This window comes from Aestuariivivens sediminicola (assembly GCF_022662015.1).
Taxonomy (GTDB): Bacteria; Bacteroidota; Bacteroidia; order Flavobacteriales; family Flavobacteriaceae; genus Aestuariivivens; species Aestuariivivens sediminicola.
Window position 1 is genome coordinate 81860 of sequence record NZ_JAKMCM010000005.1, and the last position, 15617, is coordinate 97476.

General features: G+C 40.1%; 11 protein-coding genes. 3 read left to right on the plus strand and 8 right to left on the minus strand.

Going from position 1 to position 15617, the window contains the following annotated elements; translation table 11 throughout:
- Positions 1-76: 76 nt before the first annotated feature.
- The 3 genes from MR041_RS11935 to MR041_RS11945 form a co-directional block, all read right to left on the minus strand.
- The gene (locus MR041_RS11935) at positions 77-1423 is read right to left on the minus strand and encodes a sulfatase family protein (protein WP_242094229.1); all 1347 of its coding nucleotides are present in this window, start codon (positions 1421-1423) and stop codon (positions 77-79) included.
- Positions 1424-1526: 103 nt separating this feature from the next.
- Positions 1527-1880, minus strand: a complete 354-nt coding sequence (locus MR041_RS11940; RefSeq protein ID WP_242094231.1) for a DUF3088 family protein — start codon at positions 1878-1880, stop codon at positions 1527-1529.
- A 64-nt stretch (positions 1881-1944) separates the two neighbouring features.
- Positions 1945-2718 (minus strand): XRE family transcriptional regulator, encoded by a 774-nt coding sequence (locus MR041_RS11945; RefSeq protein WP_242094232.1) that lies wholly within the window; start codon positions 2716-2718, stop codon positions 1945-1947.
- A gap of 52 nt (positions 2719-2770) precedes the next feature.
- On the opposite strand from MR041_RS11945, the gene MR041_RS11950 reads away from it, so the two are divergent.
- Both MR041_RS11950 and dinB read left to right on the plus strand, forming a co-directional pair.
- Positions 2771-5752: a DNA polymerase III subunit alpha gene (locus MR041_RS11950; protein ID WP_242094234.1), complete on the plus strand. Its 2982-nt coding sequence runs from the start codon at positions 2771-2773 to the stop codon at positions 5750-5752.
- Positions 5749-6966: a DNA polymerase IV gene (gene dinB / locus MR041_RS11955; RefSeq protein ID WP_242094236.1), complete on the plus strand. Its 1218-nt coding sequence runs from the start codon at positions 5749-5751 to the stop codon at positions 6964-6966. Before MR041_RS11950 ends, dinB begins: the two co-directional genes overlap by 4 nt.
- 48 nt (positions 6967-7014) lie before the next feature.
- On the opposite strand, the gene MR041_RS11960 is transcribed toward dinB, so the two are convergent.
- The 5 genes from MR041_RS11960 to MR041_RS11980 form a co-directional block, all read right to left on the minus strand.
- Complete coding sequence (locus tag MR041_RS11960; RefSeq protein WP_242094238.1) at positions 7015-7554, minus strand: GNAT family N-acetyltransferase; 540 nt, start codon at positions 7552-7554, stop codon at positions 7015-7017.
- 167 nt (positions 7555-7721) lie between these two features.
- On the minus strand, positions 7722-8771 hold the full coding sequence (locus tag MR041_RS11965; RefSeq protein WP_242094240.1) for a proline iminopeptidase-family hydrolase: 1050 nt from the start codon (positions 8769-8771) through the stop codon (positions 7722-7724).
- A 158-nt stretch (positions 8772-8929) separates the two neighbouring features.
- Positions 8930-10330 (minus strand): high affinity choline transporter 1, encoded by a 1401-nt coding sequence (locus MR041_RS11970; protein ID WP_242094242.1) that lies wholly within the window; start codon positions 10328-10330, stop codon positions 8930-8932.
- 221 nt (positions 10331-10551) lie between these two features.
- Positions 10552-10962, minus strand: a complete 411-nt coding sequence (locus tag MR041_RS11975; RefSeq protein ID WP_242094244.1) for a putative quinol monooxygenase — start codon at positions 10960-10962, stop codon at positions 10552-10554.
- 180 nt (positions 10963-11142) lie between these two features.
- Positions 11143-12141, minus strand: a complete 999-nt coding sequence (locus tag MR041_RS11980) for an alpha/beta hydrolase (protein ID WP_242094246.1) — start codon at positions 12139-12141, stop codon at positions 11143-11145.
- Between the two features lie 217 nt (positions 12142-12358).
- Between MR041_RS11980 and MR041_RS11985 the strand changes: the two genes are divergently transcribed.
- Complete coding sequence (locus tag MR041_RS11985) at positions 12359-15613, plus strand: DUF1553 domain-containing protein (RefSeq protein WP_242094248.1); 3255 nt, start codon at positions 12359-12361, stop codon at positions 15611-15613.
- The last annotated feature ends 4 nt before the right edge of the window (positions 15614-15617 follow it).

Consider the following 15617-nt stretch of genomic DNA (forward strand, 5'->3'; position numbering starts at 1 on the left):
TCCATTTTTCAGGGTATTCCGATGAACGAAGTTCTTGCTCGAGAGTTTTTTATGAGCAGTGTTGATCCGCTTTACCTTATTGCCATGGAACGGCACCTGATTTTCTAATGTGATTTTGTAGTTGAAATCTTAGGTCTTCGTAAAGCGCCACTTCCGTTGGTGTTAAAGGCTGTTCTTCGTATGGGTCATTTTTGAGATCGTATATTTCCAGAGGTGCATAGGGCGTATTCTGTACCAATTTAAAATCCTTATAACGCGCTGCATAATAGGCCTTGCCACCATAGTGCCAGCCTTCCCGTCTTACCCAGAACACATAACGTTCATCCGTAATTTGCGGATTACCCAAAAGTGAAGGAAGTAAATTTATACCATCTATATTTGCAGGCGGGTCTATCCCGGCCACTTTACAGAATGTTGGAAATAAATCCATGAGCAGGGCCAGATTATCAGTTTTGGTATTGGGTTTAATTTTGTTTTTCCAATAGAAGAAGGTCGGGACACGAATACCGCCTTCGTACATGTCTTGTTTTCCTCCTCGTAACGGATTATTGCTTTGAGCAAACCGGAGAGCTCCTCCATTATCAGAAGTAAACACAACGAGTGTGTTCTTATCCAGCCCACTTTCTTTAAGCACCTGCATTATTCTTCCAATGTTATAATCGAGATGTTCAATTAGTGCGACGTTTTTGGCTCTCTTCTCAGAAATATTGGAGTCCCGTTCTATAACCTTTTGAAGCCATTCTTGTGGTGGCTGTATGGGGAAATGAGGTGCATTATAAGCAAGATATAAAAAGAATGGTCTGCTGGCGTTTTTCTGGTCATTTAGATATTCAATAGCCCAATCGGTAAAGATGTCGGTAGCGTGGCCTTTGGGATCGACTTCGGTTTCGTTATGTCGCATCCAGTTTATGCCGCCTCTTCGATGGGTCCAATAGTCGTCCATCATATCTCCCAGGAACCCTTTAAAAAGCCCGAAGCCCTTTTTGTTTGGGGTATCCGGGTTTTGAAGCCCCAAATGCCATTTCCCTACCATGGCTGTAGCGTATCCATTTTCTTTTAAAACTTCCGATATCAATAATGACTCGTCTGAAAGGTTCCCCCAATTGTCTTCGGGTATTTGCCTGATAACACCTGGTACACCAACCATATCCGGGTATTTGCCTGTGAGCAGTGAAGCCCTGCTGGGGGAACAAACAGTACTGTTCGCGTAGAAGTTTGTAAAGGTTAGACCTTGTTTGGCCAGGTTGTCAATCTCTGGAGTATTCATATCGAGTGCCCCTTGGATGGATAAATCGCCATAACCCAAATCGTCAACCAATATGCATAAAATATTGGGGCGTTCAAAAGCGTTGGGGGTTTGACCAAAAACACTAGAGCAGCCTATTAGTGTCAAGATGCTGAATATGCGGATACTTTTTTTCATAAGATGATGTGGTTTAGATGACAAAAGTCCCTTGTTTTTTTAAGATGTATTAAATTGGCGTATCTCAATTATATCTATAATGCGGCAGCACGAAACAATTGTTTTAATGCGCAACACCTATATCATACTTTGCCGTCAGGTATTTGGCAATCATAGGGGCTGAATTAACAAAATAATACACCCCATGTTCCTTAAGATAACTGGTGTCGGTCAATCCGTTAACTTCATGTTTATCCAGGATTAAATTCGGACAGCCCTGATGGTCTTCACCTATCAGTTCAACTATTTGCTTTCTGGGCCTTTCAAAATCAATAAAGAAAATTTCCAGTTTGTCCTTAAGCTCGGGATAATAGTTTAAAACTCCAAGGATCATAGCACAATAAGGGCAATAAAATTTGGTGTGAGCATCTATTTTTTTATCTGGGAAATCAGGTTTAAGTAAAAATAATTTTGCCATTGAACAGGTATTTATTACAGTCTTGAAGTTAAGGATTAATTAAACATGAATACATGAGGCAATGCTATTTGGCCATTTTTTCTAAAGCTTTAAGTTCAACACCTAAAGCATTCAGCATTTGTGATATGCTACTTATCTTTAATTCACTTTCGTCATATTCCTGAGTGTTAATGCAACAGGCAAATTCCCAAAGTTCCAATACTTCAGTTATCGGAACATCATAAGGGTCATAATTCCTATTGTCCGGGCTTAGCTTCAATGTCCCATTTTCTTTAATTTGGTTGTATACCCGTTTGTAGGTCATTCCGTCGTTTAAGGTGACGATTATATAGGTACGGCCATCCTTAACATCATTTATACTTTCCACGTATTTTCCAACAACATAAGCTCCATCCTTCACCGGGAGCATGGAGTCGCCCTTGATTGGAAACGCCCTGTGTTTTCCTGTGGGTAAAAAAGGCAATTTGATTTTTTCAAGTTGCTCTATATATTCGGGGTCATCATACCCGGCCAGATAACCTGCAGTTGCTTTAATTGGTACCACTTCTATGACATCTTCATTGTTGTCATCTACCATAATCGGAAAAAGCACTCTGCTATTTGCAATTTCAATAAATGAAACGTCTTTGGTCTTTCTTAAATCCACTTTAATCAAGGTGTCAATAGGTATTCTAGAATACTTAGACAGTTCAATTAGTCTTTCAATAGAGGGTTCGGTCCTGCCCGACTCAAATGACATTACCATAGATCTGGACCATCTAAGCTCTTCAGCAAGATATTCTTGTGTGAATGCTTTCCGCTCCCTTATGAAGCGAATGTTTGATGCAATAAAATTCATAATGTTTCAAAAGTAAACAATAATTGTTTAAAAACGAAACTAATTTTGCAATATGATTTTGAACTCACATTCATATTTCAGCTTACGGTACGGAACCATCAAACCCATAGACCTGCTCGATCTCGCAAATAAAGGGGGGTATCGGGTCTTCGTACTCACCGATATAAACAACACCTCGGCGTGTTTGGAGTATATGCGATTGGCTTCTAAGTTCAGTATAAAACCGCTTATAGGGGTTGATTTTAGGAACGGTGCAAAACAGGAATTTGTTCTGATAGCTAAGAACAATAATGGTTTTCAGCAGATCAATACCTATCTCTCGAAATTTTTACATCAGGACAATTACGAAATCCCCAATAGAGCTGAGGCGCTAAACGATGTATTTACCATTTACCCCTTTGAAAGATACTATGGGAATACCTTGGGGGAAAATGAATTTTGGGGTGTAAAAATAAGTGATCTGAACAGCATTAAGTTTCTCAGGTTTCAAGGGGATGCCGGTAAATTGGTTATCCTACATACCGTAACATATAAAGATAAAAGGGGATACAATACCCATAGATTACTGAGGGCTATAGACAATAATACCCTGTTGAGTAAATTACCAAAAAGTGAAACCTGTGACGAACAGGATACATTTATGCCCTGTAACAAACTAATAGACTACTATAAAGCCTATCCCGAGATCGTTGAAAATACAAAACGCCTGCTGGATTCCTGTAACGTAGAGTTCGATTTCAGTCAAAAAGTGCCCAATAACCAAAGCGCCTATACAAATAATAAGGCTTTGGATTTTAAGCTGTTAAAGCGACTTACCTACAAGGGGTTGAAATACCGTTATGATGAGGTAACCGACAGCATACTGGATCGGATAGATAAAGAGCTTAAAATCATTAAAGAAAAGGAATTTGTGTCCTACTTCCTGATCAATTGGAAAATTCTAAAGTATGCAAGGCACAAGGGTTACTTTTATGTGGGCCGTGGCAGTGGAGCAAATAGCATTGTAGCCTATTTACTTCGCATCACAGATGTCGATCCTATCGAATTGGATTTGTATTTTGAGAGGTTCATCAATCTATACAGGACGAACCCTCCTGATTTCGATATCGATTTTAGTCATAGAGACAGGGATGATATTATCGACTTTATTTTTAAGACCTTTAAAAACACGGCCTTAATAACGGTCTACAATACCTTTAAATATAAAGCTTCGGTAAGGGAGCTTGGAAAAGTATTTGGGCTTCCAAAATCAGAAATAGATGTGCTTTCGTCGGGACACTATAGCGTTCAGGACCTGGATCAGCTCTCACAATTAGTCATTGTTTACAGTAAGCACATTCAAGGTTTTCCTAACTATTTGGGCATACATGCAGGAGGGATTATTATTTCCGAAAAACCGGTACACTATTATACGGCTACGTTCATGCCTCCAAAAGGCTTCCCAACAACACAAATAGACATGGTCGTTGCTGAAGACATTGGATTGTACAAGTTCGATATATTGAGCCAAAGAGGATTGGGTAAAATAAAGGAAACGGTTGATATCGTTGCATACAACCATCCTTGCCAAAACAGATTGGATATCCATGATATCAAGCGATTCAAACAAGATGAAAGGATAAAATACCTGTTGAGGAACGCAAAAGCAATAGGGTGTTTTTATGTGGAATCTCCTGCCATGCGTATGTTATTAAAGAAATTAAGGGTGGATGATTATCTGGGATTGGTTGCGGCAAGCTCGGTTATTAGACCGGGAGTATCTAAATCGGGTATGATGCGAGAGTACATATTGAGGTACAGGTATCCTAACAGGAGAAAGGAAGCGCATCCCGTATTGTACAATATCATGCCCGATACCTTTGGTGTTATGGTGTACCAGGAAGACGTTATCAAGGTTGCCCATTACTTTGGCGGTTTAAACCTTGGTGAAGCCGATATGCTAAGGCGGGGGATGTCTGGTAAGTTTAGATCCAGAGAAGAGTTCCTAAAGGTCAAGTCGCAATTTTTCAGCAATTGTAAGAACAGTGGCAAGGAAGTATCGCTTACCAGGGAGATCTGGCGACAAATAGAAAGCTTTGCGGGATATGCATTTGCCAAAGGGCACTCAGCCAGCTATGCAGTAGAAAGCTACCAAAGTTTGTTTTTAAAAGCCTATTATCCACTGGAATATATGGTAGCTACAATTAATAATGGCGGCGGGTTTTACAGCACAGAACTGTATGTCCATGAAACCAGAATGCACGGGGGAAATGTTCAGGCGCCGTGTGTCAATAAAAGCTTTAGGCAGGCCGTAATTTACGGGAAGGATATTTATATAGGGTTTATGTTTTTACAGTCCTTTGAAACGAAAAACGCTAAGACAATAGTTGAGCAGCGGTTAAAGTACGGGGATTATAAATCTCTCGATGATTTTATTGACAGGGTGCCAATTTCTATGGAGCAAGTGGCCATACTTATAAAGATAAATGCCTTTAGGTTTACCGGCATTAACAAGAGGGAACTGCTATGGGAAGCTTATATGAAGATCAATAAAATTACCTTTGAAGCGCATGTAACAACCTTATTTAAAACCGAAAGAATTCATTTTAAGACACCGGAATTGCCGTCTACAAAACTTGAGGACGCGTTTGATGAAATCGAACTGTTGGGGTTTCCGTTATGCAATCCATTTCACCTACTTTTAAAGCCTGTTAAAACAGGTTTAAGGGCTAAGCAGTTGCCCAAATATGTAAATCATATTGTAGAAGTGACAGGCTATTTGGTTACAACCAAAAGAACCTCGACTTCAAATGGGAAGTCCATGTACTTCGGTACATTTTTAGATTATGACGGCGGTTTTTTGGATACCGTCCATTTCCCTCCTGTGGCGGCTAAATATCCATTTAGAGGCAAGGGGGTGTATCGTATCAAGGGAAAAGTTTTGGAGGAATTCGATTGTATCAACATAGAGGTTATGGCCATGTACCGGTTGGCTATAATAGAAGACCCCAGATATTCCGATCATGAAACCATACAAAATAAAATGACCCTATGAAACAAGACCGATCTATAGTGCACATGGACCTGGATACTTTTTTTGTGTCCTGTGAAAGGTTACTGGACAATAGGTTAATAGGAAAACCTGTGCTTATTGGAGGCACATCTGACAGGGGTGTGGTGGCATCCTGTAGCTATGAGGCAAGGCGCTTTGGAATCCATTCTGCCATGCCCATGAAAATGGCTAAGATGTTATGTCCGGAAGCCATTGTTCTTAGAGGTAATTCTGGAGTTTATTCGAAGTTTTCAAATACGGTAACGGAAATAATAAAGGAAAGTGTCCCTTTATATGAAAAGTCTTCGGTAGATGAGTTTTACATTGATTTAACCGGAATGGATCAATTTTTTGGTTGTCATAAATTGGCTTTAGAGATCAGGCAAAGGATAATCAAAGAGACAGGCTTACCCATATCATTTGGGTTGTCGACCAATAAAACGGTATCTAAGGTTGCTACGGGAGAGGCAAAGCCCAACAACCAGATGCAAATACAAAAAGGCACCGAAAAACCATTTTTATCTCCATTATCGGTAAGAAAAATACCTATGGTTGGCGAAGTCACCTATAAATCGCTCTGTGATTTGGGGATTAAACGAATTAAAACCGTTCAGGAAATGCCCATGGAAATGATGCACAGGGTGCTTGGTAAAAATGGGTTAACCATTTGGAAAAAAGCCAATGGCATTGATGATACACCGGTAGTACAGTACCATGAAAGGAAGTCTATATCAACAGAAAGAACATTCGATAAGGACACTACCGATGTTAGAAAACTGGAAAGCATCATAACAGCTATGGCCGAGAACCTGGTATATCAATTAAGACGCGGAAATAAGCTCACGGCCTGTGTGACCTTTAAGATACGCTATTCCGATTTTCAGACCTATACCATGCAACAGCGGATTCCCTATAGCTCGGCAGACCACAAGATAATTCCTGTGGTTATGGGGCTTTACAGGAAGTTGTACCAAAGGCGGTTATTGGTAAGATTAATAGGGGTAAAGTTCAGCAGTCTTGTGGAAGGCGGCTACCAAATACATCTTTTTGAAGATAATGATAAGATCATCAATCTGTACCAGGCTATGGACAAAATGCGTGAACGTTATGGCGACAGGGCTGTTATTCGTGCCAATGGCATGGAGGCGAAAAGCATTAGTCGATGGAATCCTTTTACGGGCGAGCCACCACCCTTGTTGGCTAATAGAAGAAGATAGAGCCTGCAAATAATTGGATATTTCATTTCGGAGGACACATTCTTGTTATTATTCGAAGCGCTTAATCATGCGATACATCCCTCGGTAGGTTGCTTTCATCATACTGGAATTATAAGCGAAGGCGTCTTTCTTAATAAAACCCATATTTTCATAAAACCCTATGGCTTGTGGCTGACTGTCCATAACTTCAAGCCAAAGGGCGGCCCCATTTTCTTTACAGAAGGTCTCTTCAATCCAATTCAAAATATGTTTTCCAATGCCTTTGCCTTGTATTTTTGGTGACAAATAGATGCGCTGGAGTTTTACCATAGAATTAGACATAACCCCCGGCATGGATGTATTAGTAATAACCCTTAGAATTCCAACCAGCTTGTACTTAAAGATTACAAAGTAATAGTAGGCCTTTGGATCTTTCAGTTCCAATCTCAAATTGGATTCTGAATATAACTCCTGCAAATAGCTATCACCATTATCCACCCATAAGTGACCGTAAACCGGAGGATAAATGGTTTGCATTAAATTAAAAAGCGTATCACCATCGGAGGTGTCTATAGACTTTAGGCAAAGGTTCTTATCAAGGGTTATCATTTTATGCCATTTAGGAGCGCCAGGCCCACCTGTAAAAGCGGGTATTAAATCTTTGAAAGAAACAATTTTACCCAGCCGGCAGACTATACCATTACCCAGAGCTCTGGTCTTGCATATCTGTAATTAAACAGATTATACTATTTATGTGCACCAGGAGGATAGTACCCTTATTTAAAGGCCCCGGAGTTTACATCCTTAATAAATGTAATCACCGCGTCGAAATAGGTGTCAGGGTCATCAAACTGTGATAAGTGACTGCCATTGGTTGTAACACTACGGCCGTTTTGCACCTCCGTTGCCATCCATTCCATGTATTTCGGATCCATGGTATCGTACTTTGCTCCAAGCATTAATGTCGGCACCGTAATCTCTTTGAGTCTATCGGAAATATCCCAATCACTTAGCGTAGCCTCATCTGTAATACCAAATTCGCTTGGCCCCTGCATATAGACATAAATATCAGGGTTTAAATGCTCAAACAGGAGAAATACCGATTTAGGCCATTCTTCTAGGGGCTTACGCATGATATGTTCTGTGTAAAAATGCTCCATCAATAGTTCTTCGTATCTCGGATTGGCATAATCCTTATTCGCTTCCATCTCTTTAACTTCTCTCAAAACGTCTTCCGGTAATTGCGGACCTAAAACATTCTGAGCGTATTTATTGTATTCCGGAACGCTTGCTACCATATTGGACACGATCAGACCTTTTAAATGGTCCTGATATTTAAGGGCGTATTCCATAGCCAGAATGCCTCCCCAGGATTGACCAAGAAGGTAAAAATTATCCGGGTTAAGGTTAAGTGCTTTTCGTACTTGTTCTACTTCTTCAACAAAATGTGCAGTAGTCCAGAGGGTCGTATCGTTGGGTTTGTCACTGTAATAGGAATCCAGTTGGTCGTAATAAATGTATTCTATTTCTTCGTTTGGAAGATAGCCTTCGAAATTCCCAAATTCTTCGTGCGTACCGCCCGGACCACCATGTAACAGCAAGACCCGCATTTTAGGATTGTTACCCATGCGTTTGGTATAAACCTTAAAGGTGCCTTTTTCAGTTTCAATTGGAACCATCTTTATCCCTCCTGTAGCCTGATCATCACTGGTCGAATAATCCCAATAACTGCTCTTCTCAGCATTGTGATCATGCTTATTCTGATGATTCATACAACTCATGGCGATGCACAGTATAATCATTGAAAGGGCCGATAAATTTTTCATGTCTTCCTATTTTTGAAGTTAGTCTTTAAACGAACCATAACGAGGGCGTTCAGGCTTGACGGGGGAGTTACTAAAATAGTGAATTTTTAACTTAAATGTATCACTCAGGAGGCATCATGGCTTCCCTGGGTGCAGTGTTCTCATATTTAACACTGTCATTATGGATTACTTGTTCGCTGCGCAGTGCTAATGTGATGGCCAATGAAACTGCCAATAACCATACTCAGGCAACTTGCTATGGTTCCATAAATGGTAGGGTCAATTCGCGTATTAAAAATAAAGCACAACAACCACGTTAAACCCCCGATACCAATTGACAACCAAGCACCGGTCACATTGGCCTTTTTCCAAAACAGACCGAAGGTAAAAGGTGCGAATAAGCAAACTAGGATTAAACTGAGAGAGGCTTCGACCAAACCAACAATATCGGTATCATCGAACGCGAAATAACAGGAGCTTAAAGCCACCAGAATAACACTTAACCTTGTGTAAAGCAGCAATTGTTTATCGGTAAGTTTGTGTGCATAGGGTTTTATCAGATTCTCACCAATCACTGTTGCAGGGGCAAGCATGGCGCCACTGGAAGTACTCAGAATGGCAGAGATGAGGGCCCCATAAAAAAGGATTTGCACAGGGACACTCGTCATGGTATTGACCAATGTCGGTATGATGTCCTGGTTATCGCGATTACCCAATAATTCAGGATACAGATAAACCCCACCCAAACCAATGATCATAGGAATACTGGTAATGACAATTAAGAGCAGGGCTCCGAAGAAAAGACCGTTTCGAGCGGCACGCTCATTTTTGGCAGAAAACACACGCTGATAAATTTCCTGAACCGGAATGGCTCCAACTACAAAAGCCAGCAATAGGGCAATATAGTCCGACCAGGCCTCAACCCCTCCTGTTGGAATAAGACTAAAGAAAGGTTCAGGTTGATTTTCAAAAATTGGCATCAGTCCATCGGTTCGATTCAAGAGTTCCACGAGGAGAATAATCAAGCCCAACAGGATCATGATACTCTGAATCATATCGGTGTAAGCCACGGCCCACATACCACCGATATACGTGTAAATCACAACGATTAAAGCTCCGATAAAAATGCCGTATTCAATTGGAATACCGATAACCGCGTTAAACAGATAAGCCAGTGCTACGAATTGCGCAGCGATCCAATGTGGGTAGGCCAATATCATTAAAATCGAGGAGGTGATCTCGATGGGTTTGTTATAGCGTATTCTAAAAAAGTCATTGACGGTCACCAAATTCATTCGATATAATTTACGCGCATAGAACTGACCGACAATAATCAGGCAAATGCCCCCTGATAATATGAGTGTGACGTAGGATGAAAATCCGTCCCGGATAAAGTAACTCGGGTTACCCATAATCTGACTGCTCCCAAACCAGGTGGCGAATAGTGTAATGGCGACAAACGAAGTGGATAAATTCTTTCCGGCAAGGGTAAAATCATCCGATGTTTTAATTTTTTTCGAAGCCCAAAATCCAATACCCAGTGTTAGCAGCAGGTAAATTATAATGAAGAAGCTAATCATAGGGAAAGCACAGAGCAGGTCATGCTAACACAGATAAATTTTGAGGAAATCCCTTCATCTTGCTGAACATTTTTTTCGATAATTTCAACTATAAACATAACCTGAAGTTTATTTTAAACTAAGCTAATATACTCTTTTTTAATTGGGGTATAAGCTATCATCCAGTTTCAGTCCGCTTCTCAGGGAACCTTAAAACAATCATTGTCCTGAGTTGGTTAGAATTATTTTTTAAATACATTTTCAACTTTCCAGAATGATACATCCGGTGGTCCGGTCAAGAAGTTTTTAGAATCTTCCATAAAGGCCTGCAAATGTCTTGTATTCATGTGCTCGGTAGTGTAATAAGCCTGGTCTTCCCAGGTTTCATACAATAAGATGTTTGTATTGTCCTCTGGATCGACATGTAACTTAATGGCTACAAAATGAGGCTCTTTTTTCACTTTATCGAGAAGCTTCACAAACTCTGAAACAGCGTGCTCCCCTTTTTCAGGTTGGGCCTTAAATTTCAATAAAACGGTTATATTTTTTTCCGAACGCCTATTGGAGGTGTTATCTGAAGACACCCATCCGATGAGAACCAACGCAAGTACTATTAGAATGAAGAATGAGGCCAAACGACTATTTGCTTTCATAAGGATAAAGTTGTTAATGGTTCGTGTTTACAATATGTACTAAGATACTAAAATTAAGAAGGGGTTTAGGAAAATGAATAAGTATCGTTATTATGAACATATCTTTTTATTACTAATCCGAACTACTAATGCGCAATTGGAGTGGGCCAAATGATCCATTTTAAATTTCCCGTACACCAATTATTTTTTGTTATGCATGGTTATCCATTCCGTTGCGTCATTGATATAGTCTGCGGGAAGGGCGTGGCCCGCTTCATAAAATTTCAGGTTCTTATCTTTTAAGGGAATATTATCATAGAATTCTGTTGCCGCTTGCTCGGAGGTGATCGGATCGGTTCTTCCCATGAGCAAAGAAGTTGGAGCATGTATAAATCGACTGTAAAATTTAGGTGTTACATCCTTTAATCTATTCATTATGTCACCCGGCCAAATATAGTTTTTTGCCTCAAGTGCCGAACCAAGGGGTGCATTGACTGGTGCGGCAAAGGCTACGACACTATTAACGCGTTTATCTATGGCATTTAGGATTAATGATATGGCACCGCCCATACTATATCCTATGAAATCAAATTGCAGATCAGTGCTGGTATATTTCATTTCAAGAAAGTCCATAATAATTCGCAAATCTTTAATCGTACTATTGTACACCTGATAAAGACCATTGGCGTCTTCATGCCGTTTACCATGACTTATTCCTCGTGGAAGTACATCTGCCGGGCGAAAGTTGTACTCATAACTGCGTTCTCCATGGTACCTGGCATCGGGTATAATCACATCATAACCAAGATTGACCAGGGAATCCACCAGATTCCCATCAGCATTTGGTGTCCGCCAGTCATCTTTTGAAGAGCCGATACCGTTTAAAACAAAAACAAACCTGTTTTTGTTGTCTTTATTGATATAGTGAAAAAACGGCACTTTTGAATCAGAACCATTAATCACAATCTTTTCAAATCGATTTCTAGTCGTATCCATTGTGGTTCGAAATACAACTTCATCGGCATAATCTATCTTTTTAGGGTAATTGAAGGGGTTTCTCAGGGTTTGGGCATGACATAAGATGACACTTCCGCAAAACAGAATAACAGCACTTTTGAATTTCAATTTAAAGTTTGGTGTCACAGGGAAGTCAAAAATTATATAAAACAGGTGCTTTGCAAACAATTTTTCCTTTAACAAACGGAGTCTTATTTACACTTTTAAAATTAATCAATATTCTTGAGCTAAAATTTATTTTTCAGAATTTAATCCATTCAACTCCCGGTAGAATAAGGGCTGTTATCAGTAATCAATATTTCTTTCGATTGTTTTAAAAAAGAACTATCTTTAATTCAGCTAATTAATCAATTTATTGGATTTTAAGTTAACTCATATTATACGATCTCGATCTTGGGGATTGAAATTCTTTACACCCGTAATATTTCTATGGTTGAATTTTGGATGCTCCAGATCTTTACCTAAAGAAGTTGTTCAGGCTTATGAGTCCCTTCCCGATGTTGTTGATTATAATTTCCATATTAAACCCATACTATCAGACCGCTGTTATACATGTCATGGACCAGATAATAATACAAGAAAGGCCGGGCTCAGATTAGATATTGAAGAAGAAGCCTTTAAAAGACTGGAATCCGGTAATCACGCATTTGTAAAAGGAAGTTTACGCCGAAGTGAAGCGATTCATAGGGTAATGAGCGATGATCCGAATATCATAATGCCACCGCCTGATTCTGAGCTAACCATGTCCGCACGTGAGATTGCCATGATTGCAAAATGGGTTGAGCAGGGATCTCAATGGAAGGAGCATTGGTCGTTTCTCGCTTTAAAAAGACCTGCAGTTCCAAAGTTAACAAACGATTGGCCGCGACATAATGAAATCGACTATTTTATTCAAAGTAATTTGGAGCAGCTTGATCTTCAGCCATCACCGGAAGTTGATAAGGAACATTTAATCAGACGAGTTACCATGGACCTTACAGGCTTACCTCCATCAGAAAAGGAAATCGATGCCTTTTTGAATGATGCTTCAGAGGATGCTTTTGAAAAGATTGTAGATCGGTTGTTATTGACTGATGCTTTTGCTGAAAGAATGACTCAAGAATGGATGGATGTATCCCGCTATTCAGATTCCCATGGCATGTCATTTGATGGTTATAGAACTTCATGGCCATTTCGTGACTGGGTTATAAACGCCTTTCAGAACAATATGCCATATGATACCTTTATCACCCACCAACTCGCCGGTGATCTTATTCCGGATGCGGATGAACAATCGCGAATAGCAACAGCTTTTGTAAGAATGAACCCGTTGGAGGGTTCTGGAGGCTCAATTGATGAAGAATTCCGAATTGAATATGTTAATGAAAGGACAGGAGTTTTGGGAACTTCACTTCTCGGACTTACCCTTGAATGTGCAAAGTGCCATGACCATAAATTTGATCCTATTACACAAAAGGAATTCTATGGGATGTCTGCCTTTTTTAACAATACTATGGAATTCGGTCTCGCGCCTGCAGATTCCGATAGGGCGCCAACACTTCTTCTTTTTAATGACGAGGAGAAATCCAAAATCAATGCCTACATGGCTTCTCTCAAGGAAGAAGAAAAGGCACTTCAAAGAAGAAAATCTGAAGCTCACGACTATAATGAACCCCTTCCAAAAGCAATGGTTTCAGAACCTGTTGGGTACTATGCATTTAATAGTGTAAAACCTTATAAAAAGGAGATCAAGGAAAAGAAAAAGGAAGACGATAAGAAGGATAAGGACAAAAAGAAGAAAAAAAAGAAAGAGTTTAAGGAACTACAGATGCTTGATGGTAACAAGGAAGCAGAGGCCAATTTAAAAATTACACTTGCCGAGGGGAAATATGGTAAGGCAGCTTACTTTAATGAAGAATATGATGAGATATCGCTTCGAAATATGGGTGAGTTCGAACATTATGACCCTTTTAGTGTCAGTGCCTGGATTTCAACTGAAAAAGATTCCATAGGATCATCTCAAACCATTATCGGTAATTCAGGTACGGTATTTCAATTTCATCGTGGTTGGGAACTGGCATTAGACTCTACTAATCATGTTCGGGTAAGACTTATTAATCGTTTGCCCGATGAGGTTTGTTCAGTGAGTTCTTTAATTACGATTCCAGCTAATGTATGGCAACACGTCGGATTAACCTATGATGGCAGCAAATCTTCAAAAGGCATTTCTGTTTTTATAAATGGTAAAAAAGTTAAAACGCAAACTAATTTTGATCAATTAAAAAGATCGATTATTCCTGTAAGCTTTAAAATGAAACCGGATTCAATTCCATTGAGAGTTGGAAGAAGCTATCGATTATGGACTGAAGATCTCGGATTATTTAGAGGCGCCATTGATGACGTTCGAATTTATGATCGTCAGTTATCACAATGGGAAATGGCTATACTTGGAGAGGCTAAAATTGACCCGAATTCTGAAGAGATAAAAGAGGAATATTGGTTTTTGAAGGATAAAAATCTCGCTGCAAAAAGAAAGGAAATCCGCAAAACAAGGATTGAGATGAGTAAAGTCCTGGACAGCGCGACCGAGTTGATGGTCATGGAGGAAATGAAGATACCACGTAAGACCTATATTTTAGAGAAAGGAATTTACAACCAGCATGGGGAGGTGGTTGCGCCTGGTGGAATCGATAGAGTGCTTCCATACCGTGATGATTTACCGAAGAACAGACTCGGGCTTGCCATTTGGCTCTTTGATGACAGTAATCCCATTGTTGCTCGTGTAGCAGTCAATCGTTACTGGCAGATGATTTTTGGCAGAGGATTAGTCAGAACCGCCGAGGATTTCGGAAGCCAGGGAGAACGACCGAGCCACCCTGAGCTGTTAGATTGGCTTGCCGTAGATTTCAAGGATCACAGTTGGGATATAAAGCATATTATAAAGCAAATGGTCATGTCGCATACTTACAGGCAAACCTCCTTCTGTCCTGAAAGCTTGCGGGAATCAGATCCGGCAAATATATATCTCGCCAGAAGTCCATCTTATCGTTGGTCGGCAGAAATGATTCGCGACAATGCTTTGAAGGCAGGCGGATTATTGGTTGAAGAAATAGGAGGCCCAAGTGTGAAACCGTATCAGCCCGAAGGGCTTTGGAAAGAAGTTGGGATGGCCTCTGAAAAATTGAAGACCTATGTGCCAGATAAGGGACGTAATTTATATAGACGCAGTCTTTATACCTTTTCAAGGCGATTTGCACCGCATCCAACCATGATTAATTTTGATGCCACGTCAAAGGAGATATGTACAGTAAGACGCAATACCACCAGCACTCCACTCCAGGCACTAACTCTTTTGAATGACCCACAGTTTGTAGAGGCATCAAGAGTGCTTTCAGAACATCTGCAAAAGGAATTTCCAGATAATGTAACCCGCCAGATCACATCGGCCTTCAGACGGTCTACCGGTCTTAAACCGAATAAGGAGCAGTTGAACGTGTTAAAAGATCAATATGAACAATCCTTAAAGCAATTTAAGAATGAACCCGTCCTTACGGATTCAATTTTATCCGTTGGAGAGAGACCGTTTGACGATAATTTATCGAAAGAAAAGACGGCAGCTATGGCTCTAGTAGTAAGCACCATATTCAATTTTGACGAATCTTATATGAAACGATAAATGA

Excerpts from the sequence above, each read along its gene's own strand:
- MR041_RS11945 (WP_242094232.1), bottom strand. The coding sequence starts at position 2,718 with ATGAATTTTATTGCATCAAACATTCGCTTCATAAGGGAGCGGAAAGCA.
- MR041_RS11940 (WP_242094231.1), bottom strand. The coding sequence starts at position 1,880 with ATGGCAAAATTATTTTTACTTAAACCTGATTTCCCAGATAAAAAAATA.
- MR041_RS11935 (WP_242094229.1), bottom strand. The coding sequence starts at position 1,423 with ATGAAAAAAAGTATCCGCATATTCAGCATCTTGACACTAATAGGCTGC.
- dinB (WP_242094236.1), top strand. The coding sequence starts at position 5,749 with ATGAAACAAGACCGATCTATAGTGCACATGGACCTGGATACTTTTTTT.
- MR041_RS11965 (WP_242094240.1), bottom strand. The coding sequence starts at position 8,771 with ATGAAAAATTTATCGGCCCTTTCAATGATTATACTGTGCATCGCCATG.
- MR041_RS11950 (WP_242094234.1), top strand. The coding sequence starts at position 2,771 with ATGATTTTGAACTCACATTCATATTTCAGCTTACGGTACGGAACCATC.
- MR041_RS11960 (WP_242094238.1), bottom strand. The coding sequence starts at position 7,554 with ATGATAACCCTTGATAAGAACCTTTGCCTAAAGTCTATAGACACCTCC.
- MR041_RS11975 (WP_242094244.1), bottom strand. The coding sequence starts at position 10,962 with ATGAAAGCAAATAGTCGTTTGGCCTCATTCTTCATTCTAATAGTACTT.
- MR041_RS11970 (WP_242094242.1), bottom strand. The coding sequence starts at position 10,330 with ATGATTAGCTTCTTCATTATAATTTACCTGCTGCTAACACTGGGTATT.